The sequence below is a fragment of the Paenibacillus sp. HW567 genome (assembly GCF_000374185.1).
Classification (GTDB): Bacteria; Bacillota; Bacilli; order Paenibacillales; family Paenibacillaceae; genus Paenibacillus_AQ.
This window is the reverse complement of sequence record NZ_KB910518.1, coordinates 5,866,652-5,892,962: the sequence shown is the minus strand read 5'-3', so window position 1 is coordinate 5,892,962 and position 26,311 is coordinate 5,866,652. Positions and strand designations below refer to the sequence as shown.

The 26,311-nt window shown below is 49.8% G+C and carries 18 protein-coding genes; 6 read left to right on the top strand and 12 right to left on the bottom strand.

What is annotated here, in order from left to right:
* Nucleotides 1–137 precede the first annotated feature (137 nt).
* From B212_RS0126210 to B212_RS0126195, 4 genes are all read right to left on the bottom strand, one after another.
* Complete coding sequence (locus B212_RS0126210; RefSeq protein ID WP_019914231.1) at nt 138–1,832, bottom strand: SWIM zinc finger family protein; 1,695 nt, start codon at nt 1,830–1,832, stop codon at nt 138–140.
* A 33-nt stretch (nt 1,833–1,865) separates the two neighbouring features.
* Nucleotides 1,866–2,303: a UPF0158 family protein gene (locus B212_RS32495; protein ID WP_019914229.1), complete on the bottom strand. Its 438-nt coding sequence runs from the start codon at nt 2,301–2,303 to the stop codon at nt 1,866–1,868.
* A 93-nt stretch (nt 2,304–2,396) separates the two neighbouring features.
* Nucleotides 2,397–3,032: a uridine kinase gene (gene udk / locus B212_RS0126200; RefSeq protein WP_019914228.1), complete on the bottom strand. Its 636-nt coding sequence runs from the start codon at nt 3,030–3,032 to the stop codon at nt 2,397–2,399.
* A gap of 314 nt (nt 3,033–3,346) precedes the next feature.
* On the bottom strand, nt 3,347–4,240 hold the full coding sequence (locus B212_RS0126195) for a LysR family transcriptional regulator (RefSeq protein WP_019914227.1): 894 nt from the start codon (nt 4,238–4,240) through the stop codon (nt 3,347–3,349).
* A 137-nt stretch (nt 4,241–4,377) separates the two neighbouring features.
* Between B212_RS0126195 and B212_RS0126190 the strand changes: the two genes are divergently transcribed.
* The 5 genes from B212_RS0126190 to B212_RS32490 all read left to right on the top strand — a co-directional run bounded on the left by B212_RS0126190 (nt 4,378) and on the right by B212_RS32490 (nt 9,744).
* Nucleotides 4,378–5,157, top strand: coding sequence for an ABC transporter ATP-binding protein (locus B212_RS0126190; protein ID WP_019914226.1), 780 nt, complete (start codon nt 4,378–4,380; stop codon nt 5,155–5,157).
* Entirely contained in the window at nt 5,154–5,936 is a 783-nt protein-coding gene (locus tag B212_RS0126185; protein ID WP_019914225.1) for an ABC transporter permease, read from the top strand. Before B212_RS0126190 ends, B212_RS0126185 begins: the two co-directional genes overlap by 4 nt.
* A 96-nt stretch (nt 5,937–6,032) precedes the next feature.
* A complete protein-coding gene (locus B212_RS0126180; protein WP_019914224.1) occupies nt 6,033–7,238 on the top strand; it encodes an aminotransferase-like domain-containing protein in 1,206 nt (401 codons plus the stop codon).
* Between the two features lie 31 nt (nt 7,239–7,269).
* Nucleotides 7,270–8,586 (top strand): LLM class flavin-dependent oxidoreductase, encoded by a 1,317-nt coding sequence (locus B212_RS0126175; RefSeq protein WP_019914223.1) that lies wholly within the window; start codon nt 7,270–7,272, stop codon nt 8,584–8,586.
* Between the two features lie 69 nt (nt 8,587–8,655).
* Nucleotides 8,656–9,744, top strand: coding sequence for an aliphatic sulfonate ABC transporter substrate-binding protein (locus B212_RS32490; RefSeq protein ID WP_019914222.1), 1,089 nt, complete (start codon nt 8,656–8,658; stop codon nt 9,742–9,744).
* A 242-nt stretch (nt 9,745–9,986) separates the two neighbouring features.
* On the opposite strand, the gene B212_RS33470 is transcribed toward B212_RS32490, so the two are convergent.
* From B212_RS33470 to B212_RS0126140, 5 genes are all read right to left on the bottom strand, one after another.
* Entirely contained in the window at nt 9,987–11,303 is a 1,317-nt protein-coding gene (locus B212_RS33470; protein ID WP_019914219.1) for a glycosyltransferase family 2 protein, read from the bottom strand.
* Between the two features lie 521 nt (nt 11,304–11,824).
* Nucleotides 11,825–13,360, bottom strand: a complete 1,536-nt coding sequence (locus B212_RS0126155; protein WP_019914217.1) for a lipopolysaccharide biosynthesis protein — start codon at nt 13,358–13,360, stop codon at nt 11,825–11,827.
* Nucleotides 13,350–14,483, bottom strand: a complete 1,134-nt coding sequence (locus tag B212_RS0126150; protein ID WP_019914216.1) for a polysaccharide pyruvyl transferase family protein — start codon at nt 14,481–14,483, stop codon at nt 13,350–13,352. Before B212_RS0126150 ends, B212_RS0126155 begins: the two co-directional genes overlap by 11 nt.
* Nucleotides 14,480–15,535: a glycosyltransferase family 2 protein gene (locus tag B212_RS0126145; protein WP_019914215.1), complete on the bottom strand. Its 1,056-nt coding sequence runs from the start codon at nt 15,533–15,535 to the stop codon at nt 14,480–14,482. Before B212_RS0126145 ends, B212_RS0126150 begins: the two co-directional genes overlap by 4 nt.
* A 30-nt stretch (nt 15,536–15,565) precedes the next feature.
* Complete coding sequence (locus B212_RS0126140) at nt 15,566–16,471, bottom strand: glycosyltransferase family A protein (RefSeq protein ID WP_019914214.1); 906 nt, start codon at nt 16,469–16,471, stop codon at nt 15,566–15,568.
* A gap of 389 nt (nt 16,472–16,860) precedes the next feature.
* On the opposite strand from B212_RS0126140, the gene B212_RS32480 reads away from it, so the two are divergent.
* On the top strand, nt 16,861–23,049 hold the full coding sequence (locus B212_RS32480) for a cadherin-like beta sandwich domain-containing protein (RefSeq protein WP_156830222.1): 6,189 nt from the start codon (nt 16,861–16,863) through the stop codon (nt 23,047–23,049).
* Nucleotides 23,050–23,585: 536 nt separating this feature from the next.
* Here B212_RS32480 and B212_RS0126130 read toward each other — a convergent pair.
* From B212_RS0126130 to B212_RS0126120, 3 genes are all read right to left on the bottom strand, one after another.
* Nucleotides 23,586–23,852 carry a hypothetical protein gene (locus tag B212_RS0126130; RefSeq protein WP_019914212.1) on the bottom strand — a complete coding sequence of 89 codons (267 nt, stop codon included), beginning with the start codon at nt 23,850–23,852 and terminating at the stop codon, nt 23,586–23,588.
* Nucleotides 23,853–23,938: 86 nt separating this feature from the next.
* Nucleotides 23,939–24,775, bottom strand: a complete 837-nt coding sequence (locus B212_RS0126125) for a hypothetical protein (RefSeq protein ID WP_019914211.1) — start codon at nt 24,773–24,775, stop codon at nt 23,939–23,941.
* Nucleotides 24,776–25,340: 565 nt separating this feature from the next.
* Nucleotides 25,341–26,210, bottom strand: coding sequence for an aldose 1-epimerase family protein (locus B212_RS0126120; protein ID WP_019914210.1), 870 nt, complete (start codon nt 26,208–26,210; stop codon nt 25,341–25,343).
* Nucleotides 26,211–26,311: the final 101 nt, after the last annotated feature.

Here is a 26,311-nt window from a genome sequence, read left to right as displayed (position 1 = left end):
ACGTTGTTAGGTGCATCGGAGCCGGGATTGGAGGAAACAACGGCAGAAATGCCGTTGTTTCCTCCGCCGAGGAGTTGTTGCAGCGCCGAAGCTTCCGAGGTACGCCAATAAAATGCGTACCTGCATCTAAAAGCTGCTCAAAAGTTCTCGAGCAGCTTAGTCAGCTCGTCTTTAAAAGCTGGCCGATTGGGGTATGCGGCCAGCAGTGAACGCACGACGGGTTCGGCAGCGGCGGAGCCGGCGGCTTTGCGGATTTTTTTGATGGTCCGGCAGACCTGCTGATATTGCTTGCGTTCAGAAGATTGGGCAGCCGACCGCTCGATATGGGTGCGGAAGATACCGATCACCTCCTGAAGATAATCAGGAATAAGGTGCGGATAATATTCTTCGACCTCATGAGGGTGTTTCTGCACATAATGCAGCAGGCGGTCGAATTCCTTCTCCTGGATCAAGAGCTTCGTATACACATTATCAAACGAGTTGTGCCCTTGCTCCAACCTGTCCAATATCAAGTTGTAGATGGTCGGCCACTCCGAAGCGGGATAGGCCGATTTAACAGCAGAGTAATAAGACAGTTCTCCGCCGCAGAGCAGCTCCAGACCAAGTTCACGCTGGGACAGGGTATCTCCCGACAGCCTATAGGCTTCATAGCGCAGCCGCGCCCACTTGTGGACGAGTCCCGGCAGACGGTTCTTTGTATCCTGGGCTTCCCCTTCAAGGGCTAGACGAATCGCCTCATTATATCGGGCGTCATCCATTGCCTGGGTAATGGCCTGTTCCCGGAAGCTTTCGAAGTGCAGGTGGCTGTGCAGATAAGCCTGGAATTCCTGCTCGCCAGCATGCTTCTGCAGCCGGTCCAAACGGATGTCACCCAGTTTGGCTGCAAAATTTTGAGCACTCCAGCTATTGGAATCCTTCCCTTTGCTCAATTGGTCAGCTAATGCTTCCCACTCTGCCCCCTGGCGTTCCGAAACGGCCAGATCGGCAGAACAGCGGAGCAGGACAAGCTGCCAGTCAGACCAGCCGTCAATTTCCGGGTGCTGCACCATGTCCATCAGCAACTCAAACAAGGTCTCCGCTTCCGTGGACGACAACTGCTCTCCTAACTGAGCAATCTCGTAGATACGGTCCAGGCTGTCCTCTATCATGCCGCTCACGATGCCATCCGAGTCGTCGGTGGCTTGCAGCAACTCCAGCATTTCTTCAAAAATGCACAGATTGATTCGCACTGCCTGGAGCGGCTCATTTTCTTCGAAGGCCTGGACTGCTTTGGCCGCGGCCAGTTCGGCCCCCTGCACGGCCCGGTCTACTTTTCCCCAACCAACAAACCCGTCTCTGTCGGCATACTGGTTAATATAAGAGCGGATCAACCCCCTATATTCTTCAAATCCAGTGGTGTTCCCTGAATCAGAGAAGTAAAAGCGTATTCGCTGTTCCGTCTGTTCCGAGTCCAGTGCCAGGGCTAACAGCAGCGAGACCAGCTCGCTTTTGTCCTTCGCTTCCAGTATTTGCTGCAGGCTCGCGGCCGAGGCAGATTCGATTGCATCAGAGATGGCATCCTCTCCCATATAATCCCTCAAATACATCAGCACTGCTGCCTGATGCTTGCAGACAGCATTCATATCGAATGGACAAGTGCATGAAGAGGAAAGAACCTCGTCCGGCTCCCCAAGCTGGACCAGCACCTCGTGGAGCTCATTTCCTGCGACTTTTGCCCGGTAGAGTCCGGGCTTCAGCTCGCGTACAGACTCCACGTGGCCGGAGAGCAGGTAGTCCTGTCCTCTTTTTATAATCACGCTGCTAATACTTTTGCCAAGATTACGAAGGTTCATATGAGCCGTTCACTCCTACTCGTGTAAGGGTTATCAAGGATGCAGGGAGATGTACTTTTCGTTCAAAGTATTGTAATCCAAATTCTCTTCTTGCAGCCATTCATGAATGGCCTTTTCTGCACATTTCTCCTCAAAGGCGTCCCATTCATCCAAGAGATCGAGTTCATAGAGTGCATCTTTAAAGCTGCGGAAAGGCTTGCGTCCATTAAGTGCCTCCATCAGCTTCCCCTTCGGGTCCGATTCCGTCTGACCAGCAAAATCCTCCATAACCTCGTATCCTGTATTGCTGTCGGATGTTGGGATGTGGATATACCGCTCTTCACTCTCTTCATCCTCCCAGTCAATCTCCGGTAATCCTGTCTCGAATTCGCTGGCATCCATAATAGTCTCCATAGTTTCCAGGTCAAGCACGTAAGAGTGTTCGTTGGAATGGTGCAAATACACAAAAATAAGCTCCTCCATCAGCGTCATGAGATCACCGCATTTTGACCCAATTATATCAAAGGTGGTTCATACAAAAAAAGACCGCCGGGTAGTCTCGGCAGCCTGTATAAACGTTAACCCTTACTTTCCGGTCCACTGCTGGTCGCCCGACAAGTACTTCTCGGTGAGCACGGACAATAGCTGAATGCCAACTTCATTCTGTCCGCCTTCGGGGATGATGAGGTCTGCGTATTTTTTGGACGGTTCAATGAAGGCTTCGTGCATCGGTTTGACCGTAGTCAAATATTGTGTGTGGATCGAACGGATGGTGCGTCCGCGTTCCTCAATGTCCCGCAAGACGCGGCGCAGGATGCGCACATCCGGGTCGGTATCGACAAAAACCTTAATGTTGAGCTGCGCGCGAAGCAGTTCATCGGAGAGGACATGCAGTCCTTCAACAATGACGATGTTATTGGGCTGAAGCTCCACCGTTTTGTCCGAAAAACGGGCATGAACGGTAAAATCATACACCGGGGCATACGCGGCTTGTCCGGCTTTGAGGCAATTCAAATGCTCGATCAGCAGCTCGGTGTCAAAAGCAAGCGGGTGATCGTAATTAATCGCTCCGCGCTCCTCCAGGCTGAGATGCGAATGGTCTTTATAGTAGTTATCCTGAGATATGAACGTCACTTTATCTGTTCCCAGACGGTCGATGACGGAGCGTGCTACTGTTGTTTTGCCAGAACCGGTCCCGCCGGCGATACCAATAATAAGCATGGTTTTGTAATAAACCTCCCTAAGCAATTGCCTTTGCAATTCCAATATTGTAGCACAGCGGTCAATTATTTTCACCTTGGATTAGAGGAACAAAACGTGAACTTTAGAAAAAAGCAGGAATTTGGGGCGAAATGATATAATTTGTAAAGATTATTTCAGAGAACGCCTGGTTTGAGAGGAGAATTGTGCCAATGAATCCGAAGAATTCTGAGCTGGACGCGGCGCTCGGGCTGCCGGATAGGCTGCTGAGGGAGGCTTGAATGCGGAGAGTCAAGAAGCGGGACGTGAGCGTGCCGCTTCTTGATGGTCGCTTCCTATATGGATTTCCAGCGGTTGAACTGATTGACCTGAATCAGAAATTCACGAATAAAAGCTTCACCGGCCACAGACAGCTTCTTCCGGGAATGCAGCCAGTACAGCTTCACTTCAGGGTCTTCCTTTACCGGAATGGGAATGATCTGCCCTGTTTTCACGTATGGGTCATTCTTCAAAGATACATCGAGATAAAAGCAAGTTGCCATTCCCTCTGCAATAACATGCTTCGATGCTTCCGACCAGTTGGACAAAAATACCTCTTTGGGCGTGCCGTATTTCCGAAGCTCCTTGCGCATATGATCTGATGATGCAATCACCGGATGCTTCACGATGTCGTGAAAGGAAACTTTATCCTTCGCGGCCAAGGGTGAACCTGCACCCACACAGGCGAGAATCTTGCCTACCATGAATTGGTGGGCATGTAAATGCTTGAATTCATAATCCCCAGGAATACCCACCAGCCCAAGATCGAGCTTGCCTTGAATAACCCCCTCCTCTATTTCACCGGAATGGCCTTCCTGAATGACCAGCTCCACATTAGGATATTTTGACTTGAAGACTGACAGTGTCCGGGGAAGAAAGCTGGTACAGATTCCGGAGATGGCTCCGATGGTCATTATTCCCTCAATCAGTGAACCGTGGTTACGGGCAGTATTCTTCAGAGCATCAACCTGATTCATAATCTCTTCAGCATGCTCAATAATACTTGCGCCGATCTCCGTAAGCTCGCTGCCTGCCCGTGTTCGATTGAAGATCACCGCTCCAAGCTCCTGCTCCAATGAAGAGATGGCATGGCTAATATTAGGTTGTGACACATGGAGCTTGTCCGCAGCTACCGTAATGGAACCGCAGTGAGCGACCTCAATGATGTATTTTAACTGTTCCAGACGCACAGCAATCTCCTCCAGTGTGATAAATGTCACTTATGCAAGCATAGATATTACGTATTTTACATCACACTGCTTTATATGTGTTAATAATAATAACTTTATTGCCCACTAAACTTATCGGAGAAATGAAGGTGGTATAGATGTCAGCAGCAGGAGCTCTCGACATCCAGAAAGTCAACAAATCCTATGTTCACGAGGGACGCCCCAAGCTGGTCCTGTCAGATATTAATATTCATGTAGAGCCTGGCGAATTCATCACGGTTATTGGACCAAGCGGCTGTGGTAAAAGCACCCTGCTTAAAATTGTGGCCGGATTAGAATCCAAGGATGCCGGAACGTTGCTGCTTAGCGGCGAGCCAATCACAGGCCCGAGCCAGAATAAGGGCGTCATCTTTCAGGAGCATCGTCTCTTCCCTTGGCAGACCGTTGAGGAGAATATTGCCGCAGATCTGTCGCTGAAGAAGTCGGAGATCAGGCGGAAGGTAGATTCCATGATTGAACTGGTGCGGCTTCAGGGCTTCGAAAAGGCATACCCCAAGCAGATCTCGGGTGGCATGGCCCAGCGGGTGGCTATTGCCCGTACGCTGCTGCGCAATCCTAAAGTACTGCTGCTGGATGAACCCTTTGGTGCACTGGATGCTTTTACAAGAACCCATATGCAGGAAGCTCTCCTCGATATTTGGCATACCAACCGGACAACGATGCTGCTCGTTACACATGATATTGATGAGGCTGTATTCCTGTCCAACCGTATTGTGGTGATGGATGCCCAACCTGGAAGAATCAAGCACATCTTGTTTGTCGATCTTCCTTACCCGAGGAATCGTCTAAGATCATCCTTCCAGGAGCTTCGCACCCTTGTGCTGCGGGCCCTGGAGCATCATCTGGACAGCGGCAAGGAGGCCGGCTGGGAAATATGAATATAGACCGCAAGACTAGCAGACAGAGATTATTTATACGCGGTTTGGTTCTTCCTGTTTTTATTCTCGCTATCTGGCAATTGTTGTCGCAGCTTGGCTGGGTATCGGAGCAGCTTTTTCCCTCACCCTGGTCGATCTTCAAGGACTTCGCCGATCTGCTGCGTTCGGGTGAGCTGCTGCATCATTTGAGGGTCAGCATTGTTCGGGCATTGCTCGGCTTCCTGATCGGGGGACTATTAGGTCTAATGCTCGGACTGTTCGTCGGGTTATTCCGGCGTGCTGAAGAATACCTTGATCCTACAGTTCAAATGCTGCGCACCGTTCCTCTGCTAGCCATCACGCCACTCTTTATTCTGTGGTTCGGCTTCGGGGAATTATCCAAAGTATTGCTGATTGGTATGGGGGCCTTCTTCCCGCTCTATGTGAATACCTTCCTTGGTGTCCGCACGGTGGACTCCAAATTGTTCGATGTCGCTAAGGTACTGGAATTCAGCCGCTACAGCTTGATCAGGAAGCTCGTCCTTCCATCGGCGCTTCCCCAGGTTCTGCTGGGCCTCCGCTTGTCACTCAGCACGGCGTGGCTGTGCCTTGTGGTCGCGGAGCTGATGGGTGCTGATCAAGGTGTGGGTTACTTGATTCAGGATGCCCGTTCCTTTATGAGGACAGGGGTTGTCTTCGTAGGCATCTTCATCTTTGCCGCTGTCGGCAAGCTGACTGATTCAATGGTGCGGCTGCTGGAGCGCAAATTGCTTGGCTGGAGAGACAGCTATAAAGGCTAGGTCTGCTCCTGTACCGATTGAATCGCCGAATCCAAGCCTTTAGTTGGAATTGGCCATATCTCTTCTTACATCTTCCGAATAAGGTGGTTAACTCTAATGACCTCGCACTTAAAGCCATTTGCCTTTCCCAAACGTCTGCCAGCCGCGCCTCCCGTCGGAGCGGCACAAGCATCGAGCCGGTCGGACATTATCCCGCTTTCCTATGGAACCCCCTCGTCCGATGCCTTTCCTTATGCGGAATTGCAGGCTGCATCGGCGGCTGCCATTCTGCATGAGGGGCGGGATGCACTGCAATATGCCGGAGCAGGCGGACCCGGGCGCGTCCAGCAGTGGATAGCTGAACGGGCAGCCCTCCGCTCGATTCAGGCCGCTCCGCAGCAAATTCTCGTTACCTATGGTTCCCAGCAGGCAATCGACTACGCCGCCAGAGCATTGCTGGAACCAGGGGACCACGTCTGGGTGGAAGCGCCGACCTACTTCGGTGCAGTCAGCACCTTCAGAGCAGCGGAGGCGGTTATTACTTCTTTCCCCATTGACGCGCAGGGCATTCAGGTGGAACGCGTGGAAGCCGCGCTGGTGGAAGCCTCCCGGCAGGGCACGCCTCTTCCCAAGCTGCTCTACTGCATGCCTAACTTCCATAATCCCGGAGGTATAAGTCTGTCCCCCGAGCGGCGTGAGCGGCTGGCGCAGCTTGCTTATGAATACAACTTCTTCATTCTGGAGGATGATGCTTATGCCGAATTGGTCTACGAAGGGCAGCATCTTCCGGCGATCTACAGCTTCGGGCCTGAGCGGGTGGTCTATCTCAGCTCCTTTTCCAAAATCATTGCCCCAGGCATCCGCCTTGGCTGGGCCATAGGCTCGGCAGAGGTGATTCGGAACATGAACTCCTTCTTCCAGGGCAGCAAGGCCAGTGTCTTCTCCCAGGAGATTGTCGCCCAGTTGTTCGAACACCTGTCCTTCCCTGAGCATCTGCAGCGGCTTATCGAAAGGTATAAATCCAGCCGCAATGTCATGGTTGATGCCCTGCGTGAGCAATTCGGTAATGAGGTTCAGTTCCAGGTTCCCGCCGGGGGATTCTTCATCTGGCTGGCCTTCCCCGAGGATGTCCGGACATCTGAATTTGTGCAGGATGCCGCGGGGCGGGGAGTCAGCTTCCTGCCTGGCAGCCAATTTTTTGTAGAGCCGGAAGGAGGTCATTATGCAAGGCTGTCCTTTAGTTATTGCAATGAAGAAGACATCCGTCTGGGAATCGCCCGGTTTGCTGAAGCTTACCGGAGCTATAAGAACAGAACGGTCTGAAACATAATTCAATCTGATGGAAGTGAAGCTAATGACAAGAGAACATGAACAGATGAGACTTGGAGCTTTTTTATTCGATTATGGGCATCATTATGCAGCTTGGCGCCACCCGGAATCCACGACCAACGGTGCCATTAATCTGGAATTCTATCTCAAGTCAGCACAGGCGGCGGAGCAAGGCAAATTCGATATGGTCTTTCTGGCCGACAGCGGCTCCATTCCCAGCATTTCCGATCTGGAGACGGATGTTAGCTTTCTCTATCCAGAATCGGTTACTCTGCTCGGGGCACTAGCTGGGGTGACACAGCGGATTGGACTAGCCGGAACGGCATCCACTACCTTTAATGAGCCCTATAATCTGGCGCGGCGGTTCGCTACGCTTGATCATCTGAGCAGCGGGCGTGCGGGATGGAATGTGGTCACCTCCACCAAGGAAAGTGAAGCCAGGAATTTCAATGCCGACCAGTTGCTCGAACACGGGAGGCGCTATGAACGGGCGTCTGAATTTCTGGAGGTCGTCAATGGCCTATGGGATTGCTGGCGGGATGATGCAGTTGTGGTGGAGCGCGAGAGCGGACGTTACGCCAATCCCGAACACATTCACCGGCTGAATCATAATGGCACCCACTTCCGGGTCGAGGGGCCGCTGAATTTGCCGCGTTCTCCGCAGGGAAGACCGGTCATTATTGAGGCGGGCACCTCTCCGACAGGTCAGAAGCTGGCCGCCCGCACCGCCGATGTGGTGTTTACTGCCTGTGACAACAAGGAAGAAGCCATTGCTTTCTACCGGCAGCTTAAAGGGCAGCTTCCCCAATACGGCCGGCAGGCGGATGAGCTTAAGGTAATGCCCGGCCTGATGGCCTTCATTGGAGCCACGGAGGAGGAGGCCCGGAAGAAAGAACAGCTCTTCAATGGGCTGATTCAGCCTGCTGTTGGTGCACGTTATTTGTCCAAGCTGCTCAATTATGATCTGTCGGGCCATCCCATTGACGGCCCGCTGCCGGACATTCCTGTGGAGGGGAATACCAGCAGGGCCGTGATGATTATCGAGCGTGCCCGGCAGTCGGGAATGACAATCCGTGAGCTGGGACTGCATTACGCGGTTGCCCGCGGGCATCTGACCGTCACCGGTACGGCGGAGCATGTCGTAAATGTAATGGAAGATTGGTTTACCAGTCGAGCATGCGACGGATTCAATATTATGCAGCCGCTGTTGCCTCAGGGGCTGGAGGAATTTGTGCGGGAAGTTGTGCCGCTATTGCAGGCAAGAGGATGCTTCCGCACCGAATATACAGGCAGCACATTAAGAGAGCATCTCGGTTTATTGCGGCCTGCCGGCCGCCGCTGATCAACCTGACAAGCAGGACAAGCTTTTGACATATGCAATACCATATTTAAGACAACAGGAGGAACAATAATGAAGGCATGGAGTAAAAAGGGGTTCACGGGTCTGGCGCTTGCAATGATACTGATTATGCTGTCTGCTTGCGGGAACTCATCCAGTAATGCAGGACAGGCTAAGAACAACGCAGCAACTGAAGCAACAGCAACCACAGCACAGGCATCGGCGGAACCGTCTGCATCACAAGACAACGGCAGCGATGCGGAGAAATACAAGGATGTTGTCGTGAACATTGATGCCAGCCAGATGGGTCCGCTGCTGATCGCCAAGGAAAAAGGGTATTTTGAGGAGGAATTCGGCAAATTCGGGGCAAAGGTTGAGTATCAGACCCTTCAGAGCTCTTCTCAATTCCTGGAGGCCATCGCCTCGGATCGTCTGGACTTTGTACGCATTGGCTACATCGGCACAATTACCGGCCAAGCGGCGAAGGTAGGCTTCACCTCCATCAGTGAAGGAAGTGACGGCGGCGGGGATGGCATCATCGTTCCGAAAGGCAGCTCTATTCAATCCATTGCAGATCTGAAGGGCAAAAAAATCGGTGTAACCAAGGGGAGCAGCTCCTGGGGACTACTGCTCCGTGCCTTGCAAAGCGCAGGACTAAGCGCCTCGGATGTCCAGCAGATCAATCTTCAGCCAGATGAAGCCCAGCCTGCATTCCAGAGTGGACAGATTGATGCCTGGGTGATCTGGGAGCCCTTCCGCAGTTCACAGATTAATACACAGGGGGCTAAGCTGATTGCAGAAGGTAAAGGCATTGGCGCCTTCAATCCCGCCTACAATATCGTCCGCACCAAATTTGCCAAACAATACCCGGAACTGGTTGTTGCATACCTGAAGGCTTACGAACGCGCGCTGGAATGGCAGAACAGCAATCTGGATGAAGCTATCACATTGCTGGCGGGTCTCAAGAATCTCGACGAAGAGACCGTAAGGGTCTCCCTGAAGAACAACGTGGCTACCAACAACCCCATCTCGGATGAAGCCACCAAGAACCAGCAAGAGGTTGCGGACATTCTGTTTAATTTGGGAGAGCTGAAAGAGAAAGTGGACGTTTCTCAAGTGGTTGACAATTCCTATATTAAGCAGGCGCTGGCTGACAAATAAAACATAGCCCCGGCATACTGCCCGAAAAAAAGGGTTGCACAGTCCCTCGGTTATTCCTGGCGTATCCTACAAGGGAGCGTCAACGAATACTCATGCCGGGGGATCGCTGCAATCCCTAAACTGCAAAAAAACAAGCTGTCCCGTCCATACAGACGAAGCAGCTTGTTTTTTGTTGTCATTGCGATGGCGTTGCGATCTCTATCTTGAGCAAAGAAAGAGCTACTCTGCTGCACGAGTTCAGCTTACCGGTTCAGCAACGCCCTAACAAACGATACGCGCAGCAACTGCTTTTTCAGCAGCCTGGTGCGGAACTGGCGTTTCAATTGGCTGTAGGCCTTGGGGCTGTGAATGCTGGACCAGTTGTACATCGACTTGAAGTCGGTGTGGCTTTTGGCGGAATTCATCAGGTAGTAGGAGATGGTGTCATACACATTGTGGTTGAACCATTCGTTCATTTCTGCCTTGCTGTAGCCGTAGCGTTCGATGGCCATGTTGCGGATAAGGCGCTTCTCCTCCAGATTCTCGATCAGGAAAGACTGGCTGAGGTGAAAGGTAATATTGTTGCCGTGAATCCGGTAGACTCCTGCGAGGGTGTCGATAAACCCGGCGTCGCCGATCAGCAGGGCCCGGAGATAAATGGATGCGTCGTTGACCATACTCATGTTCAGGATATCCATCTTCATGAGCGCATCCCGTTTGAAAATTGCAGTCAAGGTGGAGGCGGGCTTGGGATAGCCTTTTTGCTCAAAATTGCTGAAATAAGCCTCCTTCGGGGTAATCCGGCTTAACTCCAGGCTGGAGGGCTTGAACTGGCCGGTGGTGGAATACTCCAGGAATACATTGGCGGCTACAAAAGCAAGCTCCGGGTGCTGCTGATGAAAATGAACAGCTCTGCTGAAATAGCTGCGGTCGATCAGATAATCATCGTCGTCCAGGAACAGAATGTATTCGCCGTCGCCGTGGGCGGAAAGCGCCTTGCGCCGGTTATTCCCGGGTCCGCGGTTGGTTTCGTTCTGCATGTAGATCACACGCGGATCATCTCCGAAGCTCCGGCTCATCATGTCTGCGGTCCCGTCACTGGAGCAGTCGTCAATAACTGTAATCTCTTTATGGGGATAATCCTGCCGCAGGATGCTTTGAACGGCCTGGTGCAGGAATTCTTTTCTATTATAAGTTGTGATGATTACGCTGATTTTGGGCAGGGTGGAGGGATCGGCGGCCGTGTTCAGGGGGTTCGCCTGTTCTCCGTCAGCCGTTCTTAATTCAGCAAGGTTGTTCAGCAGCTCGCGGATATTCGTGGCTTCAATGTTGAATTGCTGAGATAAATAATACTCCAGAGCATCCTCCGAAGCCCGCTCCAACAAGTAAGCCCGGATCACTCCGATTAGCGTCTCGAGATTCTGCTGGATACCGGCGTTCGCTTCGCTGCTAACAGTAGCCCTGTATCTGCTCAGCAGATCTGTATTCTGAAGCCCTCCGGCTTGCGGCTGCTGAATATCGTCATCGAGCTGTGTCAATAATCGGTACCCAGCCTGGCGCAACTCCTCGCTCTGAGCCATAATCAGTCCTCCTTAAAGTTTTGTGAGCGTTACTTCATTGAATCCTCTTCGTACAAAACTGGCTCCGTAAGCATAAGCTTAAGTTTTGTGAGCATCAGCTTCCTCGAAATCTCTTCGTACAAAACTGGCATCGTAAGCATATGCTTAAGTTTTTGTGAGCCTTTTACCTGAGTAACCATCTACGCCGATGTGTTAGTAGGATTTTCTCCATTTAACTTCTTCTGAGCAGGAGAATTATAAGTGCAAAGTGGAAAAAGTCCACTTAAATCATCGGAATCGAGAGAATTTAGGAGAAATATAGAAAATTAGATATACTTTTTCCGCTTAAATACTCAATTAGCGCTGGAAACGGCGAATTAAGCGTCCATTTTCCACTTAATCTAGTCCGAAACGCCCGAGCGACCCGAGCAAACGAATCTACCGCTCTGAGACGCTCAAGCGCCCCGGGCAAACGAATCTGCCGGGCCATGCAGCCCGGACAAACGAGACCATCGCTCCGTCCAATCCACTCTCCCCGGCACTCAGCCCTGGCTCGCAGCAACCTTGCCCCGTGCCTTCAGCTTGCTGCGGAAGCGCTTGGCATAACCCCAGGCGTAGAGGAAGGCTTCGCGCTCCAGCAGGGAGCCGACTGCGTAGTAGATCGGCAGGATGATCAGGCCGAGCGCTGTGCCCCAGAGAATTACGCCGGTGTAGGAGGTGATGCTCAGGCCAAGCTTCGTGGTGATGAAGACAATAGCCGCGAACACGGCGACATTGGTCAGCCATCTGCGGAACGTGACCCAGGAGCTGCGCTCCAGCAGCACCCGGTTAGCGTACACTACGATGTCGATGGAACGGTACAGCAGCGCGGCAATCGTACCCATCAGCACGCCGTAAATGCCGAAGAAGCTCACGAAAATAATCGAAGCCCCCAGGTTGATGGCCGACTCCATAATCGAGCGGAACTGCGTGTTGCGGAAGTGTCCGGCGATCGTAATCAGATTATTGGATGAGGTGCGCGCATTGGTCAGCAGCTTGATCACCACGAACAGCACCGGCAGCCAGAAGTTGATATAGTTCACATCGTTGACCCCTGCTGTATACAGCCGCATGAACGGCAGGATCAGAATGTATACCACCGTCAGAATGGCGAAGATCAGCCCCATGAAATAGACCTCATACGCATCATAGAGCTTGACAAAAGCCTCTTTACCCTCATGATAGCTCTGCCCCAGCGCCGACTTGACGCTTCCGTTGATGGTCTGCACGATGTTATCGACGATAGTGAAGATCATATTGTACATAACGTAGATGCTGACAACCTTCAGATTCGTAAAAATCGTCAGGATCAGCACGTCGGTGTTGCGGAAGATGAGATAGGAAATCTCATGCACCATGACCGAATTTTTTTGCCCAATGGCGGCGAAATCCGGCTTCTCGCTCAGGTCGATCCACTGATAATTCCGCTTCGCATAGATATGGAAGGCAACGATCTGCAGGACGGTCAGCACGAAAAAGGATGCCTGTACGGCGATAATGTCCACGCCCTGCAGCAGCAGAACGATCCGCACCACATTGTTCAGGATATTCGCGATGGTGACGATGGAGGTCTCCACATAGCTTTTGCCTTCAGCAATCAGCAGTACCCGGAATTTCCCCTGGTAATAATAATTGATCGCTCCGCCCAGGCCCGAGAACAGGATGATTGCCATTATGCTCAGCTTATTGATCTCCGAGTGGATCACCAGCGGATAAATGACCGCCAGCAGTACGACTGAGATGAAATAATAAATCCCGGTTTTTTTGTAGTAGCTGGAGGTGGCGGTGAGAATCGAATTGATCTGCTTGTGGTCGTTCTTCGCGACCGGCTTATACAGGGCTTGCAGCGAAGCTGCGCCGACGCCTGCTTCGAGCAGGGCGAAATAGCTGATGATCTGCACGATGGACGCAATCAGGCCGTTGGCCTCGGAGCCGTAGTTGACCATGATCAGCCGGGGGATGAAAAAGCCGAGAATAATCGTGATCACCTGGCTCGTAAGCCCAAAACCCAGGTTCAGCATGCTCCGTTTAGCTTTCATAGCTTCGTCTCCCTTCCACAAGCGGCGCTGGGGACAGATAGGCATCGAGCTGCTCGAAATGCTTCTCCGCCTGATTCGCCTGCAAGGTTACATCCAGGCCGTTCGTAGCCATGCTGGCGTACACCTGCTCCGGGGTAACCTCGGCTAAATGTGCGAAATCCGTGTACTGCCCGTGAAAATGAGCGTCCTGCATGACATTGACCATTTTATTGCTGTAGGCGACAGGAAAGACCGGTTTGCCGAACACCCAGCCCAGAATCATCGCATGGAAACGGGAAGCGACAATGAAGCTTGCACCCGCCAGCGCTGCGAGAATCCCATCTATATCCGTTTGGTAAAAGTGAACCTGCGTCCTCCGCTGAAGTTCTGCCGGAATAAGCCCCACGATCTGACCGATAGCCTCCTGATCCCCTTCATGCTGGCAGAACGACAGGAAATGCACGGCATAACCCATCTGAATGAAATGGACTGCAACATCTTTCATTTTTTCATAATAGAGGTTGTCAAAACCGCTCTGGGCTTTGGCGGAAGGCTTGATGACCGAAATCGCGATATACCGGCCTTCGGCGGCAGGCTCCGCAGCATTTGCATATTTGAGCTGAAAAATAATATCCGGCGCCATCCGCACATGGCTCAGCTCCTTGAACAAATCATACGAATACTGCTCTCTGAACGAGATGTCCGTATATTCCCGGAAAATCCGCCGGTGCGCCTCGTAGTAGGCCTTATCGGTAAAGGGGCCGAAGTTCGCGCCCATCAGATAATACGGTTTGCTTTTATTGCGGAGGCGCTCATTATTCGCCACATATTCGGCCCAGTGCTCGCCCTGCATAAAAATCGACCCGCCGATATGGACGGTGCCGTCCCCGTGATCCGCCAGAAGCTTCTGCATAAAGCTTGGGTGCAGCTTCAGTTTGCGGAAGAAATAATTGATGCCCTTGAACAGAATGGAGTCCGAAGCATAGACCGTCAGGTTGGGGAGCTTCTTGAAGACATCCTTATATAGTCGCGGAGCAATGAGCATGAACCGGGTATCCGGGTAACGTTCGCACAGCACCTTGATGAACAGATCATCGCCTAGATTGAATTCCGTGTATGCGTAGATCATTATTTTCTTCGTCATATCTTAATTTCCTTTCTGCTGATCACGGCTTTGAGCCTGTGTTTGAACCCGAGCCAGCTCCTGTCCAGATGAATCAGCCGCCCGTACAGGTCCGGTGAAATTAAGAAGGCCTTGATCTGAAAAGCGAGCTGCCGGTCATCGCCCTGATACACCCGCATAATCTGCTGCATTTCCTCGTTCACGCCGGGGTAGGCAAGATCAATATCCTGAAGCAGCTTACGGGTGCCGATGCCGCTTGTGCCGTTCAGGCAGGTCTTGAGATTATAGAAATAATTCTCCGTCAGTTCCCGGCTCAGCAGCAGATGGGATATCGTCTGGACCTCGCTGAACGGATGGGCGCGGAAATATTCGTCTACCCGCTTGAAGGCGGCGACTACATCGAATTTGTTCACATTGTACGTGCCCGTGATCGACGACGTCCGCTGCAAATAGTAGGACAGCACATCGGGAATCGTGATCACCCGGGCGGCCCGGGACAAGGCTTTATAGATAAACTCCTGATCCTCTCCGTTCACACAGCGCTCGGTATAACGGATGCCGTTCTTAAGCAGGAAGCTTCTCCTGAAGGCAATGCTGCCGGTCCAGACTCTCAGGCTTTTATGCACAAAAATATTCTTCAGCGCCTCGCTTCCCGTAGTATCTGCAGCGGCTGAAGTGAAGCTCACAATCGTTGACCGGTCCTCGCGGACCAGGTTATGGCCCCAGCAGAGGATATCCGTTGCCCCGCCGGAGGTGCATTCCCGGACTCGCTGTACCAGGCCCCTGTCTGCATAATCGTCGCCGTCCAGGAACAGCACATAGTCGCCGGTTGCTGCGTCCAGTCCCGTATTTCTTGCGGCACTGACCCCGCCATTGGCTGTGCGGATCAGCTTGGCCCGGAGAGTGGGATGGTGCGAGAGGATTTCTTCGGCAACCCGGGAAGTAAGGTCCGTCGAGCCGTCATCGACCAGAATCAGCTCGAACGCTTGCTCGCTCTGATCCAGGAGTGAATTCAGCAAGGGCGTTACATACCGTTCTAAATTGTACATGGGAACTACAATGCTTAAGCTCATGCGGCCACTCCCTTCCTAAAGTGAGATGGATTATCTGGCAGTCTGCCCGGAGAGGATTTCCTTCAGCCCTTTTTTGTAACCCCTTATGGCGGCGATATTCTTCTTGGGCTGCTCCCGGAGAATGAGGTAGGTGGTAGTCCATATGAGAGCGACATAACCGATAGGTCCTGACTTCTTATCCTTTAGCAGATGCACATGGTTCAGCACCCGGGTATAGGCGACCTCTTCAAGATTGTCTCTGGATGCAGGCGACTCATGGTGCAGGAGCTTCAGCTCGGGATTGATGTAGAGGGGGCCGGATTTCTCCGCGATGCGCGACATGAGAATATCTTCACCTACGCTGTAGCTTTTGAGCCAGGGGACGGGTCTTAGATTCTTAATCGCCTCTTTCCTGAACGACATGTTGCAGCCGTGCTGGAACTCGGTTTTGAAAATTTTCCGCGCCTTGTGCCAGTTGTACATGGAGCCGGCTTGTCCGCTCAGAGAGAGCTTGCCGCTCGAAAGGGATTGCTGAAAGGAGAGCAGGCAACGGATTGTACCAAGGAAGCTGTTGCTCATTCCGATGGCAATGCCGCCGACTCCTGCGCAGGTTGGGTAGTCGAGGTAGGTTTGTATGAGGGTGGACAAGTAATGTACGGGGATTTCGACGTCATCGTCGAGGAAGAGGACCTTATCCATAGTGGACAGCTCCACGGCCTTGAGCCGGGACAGCCATAATCCCCGGTCAGTCTTGTGGTGATAGACGAAAGAATAACCGCTTGCGGTCAGTGAAGTCTCGAATTTTGTAAGAATTTCAACGGGTATAGCACCATCATCAATAATAATAACTTCTATGGGGGTTGTCCGGCCGATGTCCTGATTAGTTATAGAATGAATGCACCGTGTCAGGTCCTGTACCCGATTCCTCGTGCAGATAACCACTGACAATCCTTGCATATACTCCACTCCTTTATCCAATTCTCCCATTCTTTTTTTATTATTATTACTTGGGATTATAAGCTAACTTAAGCTTACTATTGGCAGAGAAAGGTTGTATATACTACTTTAGTTTACTTGTTGGCAGCCACCGTCCAGATGGTCAACGGGCTGAATCAACGGGCTGAATTTCGATGATTAAATGGTCCTGGGACCAGGCGGATATTTTCGTTGAGTAATTAGTAATAGTTTTTTTAGTTAAAAAACATAAAATTTTATTTATTCAACATTAAGTGCAATGCGCAAAAATCCGATAGAGAAATATAGGTATTTTCTCATACAAATTCAGGGAGGCGGCATAAGTCAAGAGCAAACAGGACGGACATCATAATGAAAATGGGGCTGAATTTGTGAAATTAAAAAAGGGTTCAAGATATTTGATCATGGCATTAATCGCGATCCTGATCATTAGTAATTTTTACGGTATACCTCAAGTTGCGCAAGCAGCGTCATCCGGTCCATTGGATACAATATTGGAGGACACGCTGGAGCCTGCCGGGAAATCTGTTTCGGCCATTAACAGTAACGGGATTGGCATTACCGAAGTAGATAATACCAACGGACAATGGCAGTACAGCGCGGGAGGAAACTTCTGGTTGTCTATTGTGGCACCGGACCCAGGCAAGATTGCGGTGTTCGGCAGAGATGTGATGATCCGTTTTGTTCCAAAGAAGGATTGGAACGGAACCACACAAATTCAGTATCGGGGATGGCTTTCTTCAGGGGGGCACAGCAGTAATTATGTAAACGTAAATGCTGAATATACCGGAGATGCCGCAAGTTATAGTGATTCAGAGCAAGCTGCACAGATTGTAGTTACGCCAGTTAATGATACACCTTATATTTCTGAGATTAGCGGCAGCAACTATCTTGGGTTTGATGGCCGGGGATATGTTACACTTCCGGATTTGAACATATACTCCAATTCTCTGACCATCGAAACATGGGTAAATGCCAGCAGTGCTCCAACGTGGGCGCGCATCTTTGATACCTCATATGGAACGGATAACTTTAATCTTCATCTGACATTTGAGGGGAGTTCAGGGAGAGTAGCGCTTGAAGCCCTGCCGCAAAAGGGTACCCGGGTTAAAGACTATCTGGTGAAAACCACGGAGCCGCTGCCGCTTAACCAATGGGTGCACGTAGCCGCTGTTTATAATGCTGCGGAGAAGAAGGCTTATATCTATTGGAACGGGATTTTGAAAGGCAGCGGTTTTATGGATCTTACAGAGATGGCCAAAGGCAGTGCCGCCAATTCCAACAAGCCGAGACCCTACAATTTTATTGGTGAGAGCACCTGGTCCCAGGATGCCAATTATATTGGAAGCATGAGGGATTACCGTATCTGGAACAAGGCCAAGACCCAGGCGGAGATTGAGAGCCAGATGAATACTAGTCTTACTGGCAACGAAGCTAATCTGATGGTCAACTATAAGCTCAATGATCCTAACGACGGAGCTGTGGCCAAGGACTCCTCTGCGGGGCAAAGAAACGGAAATATTATCAGCGGTAAATGGGTGTCCGGGACAGGGTTTAACTCGAATGTGGTGACACCCGTGAACACGCCTGTATCCAAGCCGTTTAAGGTGACGGATGTCGATGATGGCGATGTGCTGACGCTTAGTGCAACCTCATCGAATACGTCGCTTGTGGCGAATGCCAACATTACTTTTTCAGGTGAAGGCCCGGATAGAAGCATCAATCTGGCTCCAACGGCAAATATGACAGGCACCTCCACCATTAATGTAACCGTAAGTGATGGGATTGCTTCGAGTACCAGCAGCTTTTTGCTGAGTGTGGTAGCCGGTAAATTTGATCTGAAATTCATTACACCTTCTGTAGGGGTGATGGCCCCTGCCTTTAACAGAGGGATTGTCTATAATAAAGTGCATGTTCCCAATAAAAGCGGCAACAGTCCGAACAATAGCATCAATATAAATGTAGGAGCAGTGAATCCCGCTGATGTAAATGTGACAGCCTACACCGACAATGGCTCCGGGATAACCGTATCGGGAACCTACCCGACGTTTACAGTAAGCGGCCTGCCAGTCGGTGTATATAAGCCGGTAAAGATAAAAGTAGCCGATAAAAATTCAACCAATTCTAAGGAATATGTGTTGGATGTGATCCGCTATCCGGAAAATGACGCCAATCTGGATGCAACAAATGGGCTTTCAGTGTCCAACTTAAGCACCGGACAAGCGATCACCCTGTCTCCAGGGTACAGCAGCAATATAGGCAACTATACTGCCACAGTCGAGAATAATGTAAGCTCGGTACAAGTGGATGTTATCAGGTCCAGTATGTTTGCGGCAGCAACACTGAACGGAACAAACATCGGCTCGGCCGAATCCGCCGCCGCCACCGGGAACGTCAGCCTGGCCTATGGAAAAAATGTGATTTCCGTAGTGGTTACAGCAGAAGACGGCAAGACAGCAAAATCCTATAATATTACGATTGTAAGAAAGCTGTCTGGTGATGCCAGTCTGACTAACCTGACTGCTTCGCCGGGTGGACTGGTGCCGGCTTTTGATACGAATCAGCCGAAGTACACGATGGATGTGGCCAATGCTGTCACGACGGCAGAATTCACTCCAATAGCTGCCGAAGGTGCAAGCATTAAGGTGAATGGCGTGGCTCACCCCAGCGGCACTCCGTATTCCATATCCGGCCTTGCAGCAGGTAATAACAAGTATCTGATCGAGGTAACAGCACAGGATGGAGTGACGAAGAAGTCTTACAGTCTGTTCATACTGCGTGCACCTTCGGATGTGGCCGACCTTGCGGAATTAACAGTCTCGTCAGGGACATTGTCGCCTGTGTTCAACAACAATAATACGGGGTACTCGGTTGAGGTCCCGAATGAGGTTTCTTCACTGGAGGTTACTCCGAAGCTGCTGGATGCTGCGGCAAGCCTGTCTGTAGACGGGAATGCTCACATAGATAATACGGCCTACACCAAAAACCTGAACGTCGGACTGAATACAGTCAAGATCGTTGTGGTCTCGCAGAGTGGTGTACGTGAGAAAACAACCCTTATAAATATTATCAGAAAAGCTTCATCGAATGCGGATCTGTCCAGCCTGGTTCTTTCAAAAGGCCAGCTCGATCCTGCTTACGACAAGAACCAAACCCGGTACGCTGTTACTGTGGCTAACCAAGTGTCTGAGCTTACAATAACCCCAACACCTGAGGACGTCCATGCAACGGTTAGTCTGAACGGCAACGTGACCCCTAACGCTCAGCCAAGACTGGTCGATTTGCAGGTAGGAGTCAATGAGTTCAATGTTCTGGTTCAAGCAGAGGATGGTGTAACCGTCAAGAATTATGTACTGACGATTGTCCGCAAGGCATCTTCATATGCGGATTTAATCAACATCACATTATCCGGCAAGCCGCTGTCCGGCGGATTTGACCGTACAACCTCGACCTATTATGAATATGTCGCCAATAATATTGACAGTGTGGCTGTTGCGGCGACTCCAAATGACGCACAGGCTACTTATATAATTAACGGAGTCCAGTCCACAGGGGGAGTGCCGGTTCCTTTGGCTGTAGGTGAGAATGTAGTTACAGTGGTCGTTACGGCCGCTGACAAAGTAACTACCAAGGAATATACAGTGACCATCGTTCGGGCGGCTTCGTCAAATACGAATTTGCTTGAGCTGACGATGACTGACTTATCGGATAACGCCATCTCCCTTACACCAGTTACAGGTACTTTCAGTTACAATGGCACTGTGCAGAATTCGGTGTCAGTAGCTAAGCTGGATGCGGTTGTTGATGATGCGAATGCAAGCACCTCCGTTTTGGTAAATGGGGTCTGGATCGAAGATCTGAAGGCGGTACCCTTGACTACAGGATTAAATGTTATTGAAGTCAATGTCACGGCCCAGGATGGAAGCATGAAGGTATACACCATTCATTTGGTGAGAAATCCAAGTGCAGATGCTACGCTGTTAGAAATAGGGGTTTCCCCTGGCGAATTAACGCCGGGTTTCCAGGCAGGGATAAGTGATTATTCGGTCAATGTAGATAATAATGTAAGTAATATGGATTTTTCAATTGTGACTAATGACGAAACTGCAACCTACACTCTGAAGAAAAATGCAGGCTCCACGGGTGTCACTGGAAAGCGTGTGGCCCTGGATGAGGGAACGAATCGAATTACAGTACAGGTTACAGCGGCAGATGCCAGTACTCAAAAGACATATACAGTTACTGTGAATCGCGCCATTCTGCCGAAGGATTCTTCTCTTGCGGATTTAACCGTGAGTTCTGTGACAGGAACAGAGATTCTGAATCCCGAATTTTCAACTGGAGTCTTCAAGTATTCCTTGTCTGTACCTTATGAAGTAGACCAGGTAGAGCTGGATGCGCTAAAAGGAGATCTAAATGCGCAGTTAACCGCAAATGGTGTTACAGTGAACAACCCGATGCTTGTCAAATTAGTGGAAGGGCTAAACACTGTTAACTTGAAGGTTACAGCTCAGGATGGTAAGACAGAAAGCGTATATGTGGTGGAAATCACCCGGGGATCACGTTCTTCCGATGCTGACTTGAACAGTATCAGCGTAAATGCCGGAGCTTTGACCCCTGCCTTTGATCCTGCTGTTTCCAATTATACGGTAGAAGTAGACCGTGACGTGGACGCCATCACCCTGAACGCGGCAGTGGCTGATACACGATCAGGCAGCCAAATCATTGGCAGAGATGGAGCCTCTCTGGAGCATCTGGCTGAAGGGGATAATGTATTTGATATTCTGGTCACTGCGGAGGATGGGACTGTAAAGATCTACACGGTTAACGTTATTAAGGCTAAGCCTGTAGCTACACCAACACCGTCACCAACGGTAACACCGACAGCAACACCAACGGCAGCGCCATCGGCAACACCGACAGAAACATCAACGGCAGCACCGTCAGTAGTACCGTCGGCAGAACCATCGGTAGCACCGTCAACAGCACCGTCAATAGCACCGTCGGCAGAACCATCGGTGGCACCGTCAACAGCACCGTCGGTAGCACCGTCGACAGAACCATCGGTTGCACCATCGACAGAACCGTCGGTAGCACCGTCGGCAACACCGACAGCGGCGCCGACACCGGCAGTACCGGCACCGGGACCTGTCACACCAATTGCGACAGCATCGACCACGGAAATTAACGTAAAGGTAGAATCTGGACAGTTGGGTCTAGGCTCTGTATTGGCGGAGACAGTTATCCGGCGCACTCAGGATTCCGGCGGAATTCTGCATGATGTAGTTAACTTTCCAACGGACCGGGTAGAGGAGGTTGTCCAGAAGATCGCTGGAACCTTGGATAATACAGCCCGGATTATGATCCCGGATGAGAAGGATCAGGTTGCAGATGTTAAAGTGAATGTTCCGAAAGAGGCAATTAAGAAACTCGGTGATTCTAACGTGAACCTGGAGATTTATACGGATAACGTTAGACTTCTTATGGCACAATCAGCATTGGATAATTTCACTGAAGATCTGTTCTTCCATGTTGTGCCGATCAAAGACCAGGCATTGCGCAAAGAGGTCGAAGACCGGGCAAGAATTGAACGGATTGTCAGAGAAATAGCAGCAAATAAGCAAATTGATGTTGTGGCCCGTCCGATGACTATTGAAACCAATATGCAGAGCAGACCGGTTACAATAACGCTTCCTCTGCGTGACGTACAACTGCCGGCCGCTCTCTCGGAAAGAGAGGACTTCCTGTCCAATCTGGTGATCTTTATAGAGCATAGTGATGGTGACAAAGAGCTGAAGAAGGCGAAGATTGTTGAATACAAGCCAGGCGAGCTTGGCCTGGAGTTCAATGTTAACAAATTCAGTACATTCACCATTCTGAACATGGAAGGCTGGGAGCAATATTTGGCGGCAACAGAGGCAGCACAGTTGCAGCAGCAGAACCAGAACCATCACCAAGCCTACATTACCGGCTATTCTGATGGAACCTTCAAGCCGAATCATACGATTACCCGTGCGGAAGTGGCTGCAATACTGGCAAGAAACCTTGGCTACGAAGCATCCGCAGTGCCGGCTGTCTCCTCCTACCGAGATGTGAGGGATAGCCACTGGGCGAAGGGTGCCATTGAATTTGTCAAAGGGTTAGGGTTGATGCAGGGCAACGAAAAAGGCTGGTTCCTCCCGGATGCCCCTATCAGCCGCGGCGAGATGGCTGCTATTGCGTCGAGATATAAGAAGCTGGACACTACAGCCATTACCTCCGGCGGCGGATTCAAGGATACGGCTGGCCACTGGGCTGCCAAAGACATTGAGGCTGCAAGCAAGGCGGATATTATTAACGGATATGAGGATGGTACGTACCGTCCAGGCGGCAGCCTGACACGTGCTGAAGCCGTAAAAGTTGCCAACCGGCTATTCGGACGCGGACCGTTATACGGTGTCTCCACTCCAAGCTGGCCTGACGTACCGGCGACAAACTGGGCTTATAATGAAATTGAGGAAGCTTCCGTTAACCACAGTTTCACAGTGAGAATTGAAGGCGGGGAAACGCTGAGTCAATAAGATCATATGAAGACAAAGAAGGCCGCAGCACCTGACAGGTGACTAACGGCCTTCTTTGTCTTATTCACAGAATGGAAAGCTGTGACGGGAGCAGCTATTAATCAATTTTTATAATCAAGGAACTGGTGAAAATATCCCCAGACGCAAGGGAGACGATACCGTCCTTATCCTTAAGCTCGCCCTCGAAAATATCCGAATCCGCCACGCCGTGCCAAGGCTCAATGCACAAAAAAGGCGCGTTCGGCTTCTGCCAGATGCCGAGGTCCGGGAATCCTTCGAAGGATACTGCCCAAAACCGGTTGTGACAGAATTATATGCTTGGTTAACGAGTCGCTGTTTGATTTCCGGAAGTTTATGATGATGGGGGATTGATAAAGCATTATGAGACTTGCAAATCCGGTGAGTCTACTGCGGCGGAAGTGATGAGAAGAATTTTAATAAAGACACCTAAATTCTATCGTAGAGTTATTGAATATGAGCAAGTTTTAACGGGGAAATAAAAGTCTCTGTTAAGAAAATGAAAATAATCACTGGTTTTATTCAACTATTAATGCAACCCAGATAAATATTACATACAGTAATATAGCTACTACAAGGGCGCATAGTGGAATAATCCACATTAGGTGCGTTCTAAAGGGCTTTAGTATTGGTCCCCATCGTTCTCTCTTTGTTAGTAATTCATTGTTAGCTTTCTTCATTATATTTTCAACTTTATATTCATCTGTTTCGAGAAGGTCATTCCAAAGTTGATCATACTGTTCTTTGAGTTGTTCCTTATTGGTACTATTTTTTAATAAGACCATGTCTTCCTCCATACTTAATATTTTATATGTAAAAAATTAGGAGGATATTTTATATATCCTCCTAATTCGAAATCAATAATTAGTTGCTAGTTTCCATAAATGTGCCCTCTGACTCTTACCCAATGTGATACACTCGGATTGGATACTTTTAGGTACACACCTTGTGGAGCATGTGCTGATGCTACACTAATTGTTTCATAAAAAGCATTACCATTCCAATTGTTAAACCCAGTATGGAATATTTCCCCGATTGTATCATCGCTAAGAAAGCCTTTATACACAACGCTATATCTCATTGTGCTGTCTGAAGTCAATCCCGGAACTTGTTGCCATCCGGTAATACCCAGAACTGTTTCTGTCATATCAAACTTATTACTATAAATTGAGTTTCCCTGAGAGACAGTAGAGTCTTCATAGCTTCCTAAAAATGTAGAAGCCAAAGGAGCAATAAGACGTTTATTGTTTTGCGTGTTGAATAGTTTTTGTGCAGCCGTACTTCTTGTTTCTTGCCCGTTTAAAAATAATTTCCAAGTTCCATCACGTTCAACTACAGGAAGAGATATTTTATTTATTTCGCCATTTTCTTTTCGGGTTAATTCCAGATTGGCTATAAATGAGCTATCGGAAAAATTAGGTACAACACTCTCAATGGTTGCATTAGCAAAGGGGTCCGTAGTCAATGATTCCTTGTACTGCTCAATTTGTTCCTGCTCTGAACTAAATCTGGTATCTACAACCCATTTAATTGCTTCTGTTACATTCCCACTTTGAACGGCACCAATATAATTACTAACAGATTGTTTTGCTAATTCTAATGAGGTGGTTGATTCTGCATTACTTAAGCCAGGAAACGCAGAAAGAAAAACTAACGGCACAACAACCAAGGCTCTCTTCATTTTACCGAAAAAATTAAAACTTGTCATTACTCCACTTCATCCTCTCTCCAGTTTTTGGATTACTTTATCATAATACTTTATTTGGAAACTAATGTAAACAAAATGGAGCTTTGTAGAGTATATAGCAATTTGTGATATGAATAGTTCTCGTGAGATATAAAATAGAAATAAATTATATATATAGGAATTTATGTTCCTTTATAAAATCATTGGAACCAAGACATCATGGGAGGGGCTTCAATTGTTATATTTTTGAGAATTTTATAGAGGGGGCTCAAAGAGGAATTACATATGATACTGTAGATTTAGTGATTGCCCACCCACTGTATAATTTGAAATTCGGAGGAAGGCTTAGCCAAAAAAACAGCGTTGTTCTACTACCGCTGGTTTTGCCTCGCTTGACCGAAACAAGCTTAATTGGTATTGAATCCAGGGAACCACTTCTATGTCTTCTTTTGAGAACATATCTTGATATGATTAGATGAATAAAAATGGTTGGTTTTACAATGGAGAACCGCATTGATTCAGTCGCTGATTCAGACTACCGGCTAAAGCCGGTAGTCGTCCAGCATATAGCTTACACTGTAGTTCCTTAGCCGATTTCAATCGTCAAGGAACTGGCGAAATGTGCACCCGGTTCGAGTATAATTGCCCCGTCCTTATCCTTAAGCTCGCCCTCGAAAATATCCGAATCCGCCACGCCGTGCCAAGGCTCAATGCACAAAAAAGGCGCATTCGGCTTCTGCCAGATGCCGAGGTCCGGGAACCCTTCGAAGGATACGGTGACGCTTTTGTCGGTGAGCTCACTCTTCAGCGTGATTGTCCGGGAGGCTACATTCTGGAAGACCAGCGCGTCGTCCTTGAACATTTCATGGGTTAACGGAAGAATGCGCTCACCCCTCAGCACTCTCTCCGGTTGGCTGGTGATCCGCAGCCCGGCACTATTCAGGAACTCCCGGTCCAGCGTTTCGTTCTCGGAGAACTCCAGTACATAATCGCTGAAGCTGCCGTTCTCATCCAGCGGGCAATTGAATGCGGGGTGCGTGCCAAGCTGGAAGTAGATGTGCTGCTCGTCCATATTTTCCACCCGGTAGTCCAGCGTAAGTGTACTGTCGTTCAGTGTATAGGTAATATACAGGTTGAATTTGAAGGGATAGCTGGACAGGGTATACTCGCTGCTGGTAAGCCGGAAGACTGCACGGGAATCGTCCGCTTCAACAATTGTAAATTCACTGCGTCTGGCGAAGCCGTGATTGGCAAGCTTATACGCTTGTCCCTGCACCCTGATCTCTCCGTTCCGGGCTGCGCCGATGATGGGGAACAGTACCGGAGAACGGCCTGTCCAATAGGCGGCATCCCCGCTCCAGATATATTCCGCACCCTTTCTTTTGAAGCTGACAAGCTCCGCTCCGAGGGTGCTGATCGTGGCTTCCGCGGAGCTGCTGCGCAAAACAGTATTCATAGGATGACTCCCCTTTCACAATGTATGGTATAGCCAGGGCTTCCTGCTGACAGTTCATATTCTACCAAACTTCTTGCGAAGTATTGTAACACAACGTGAAT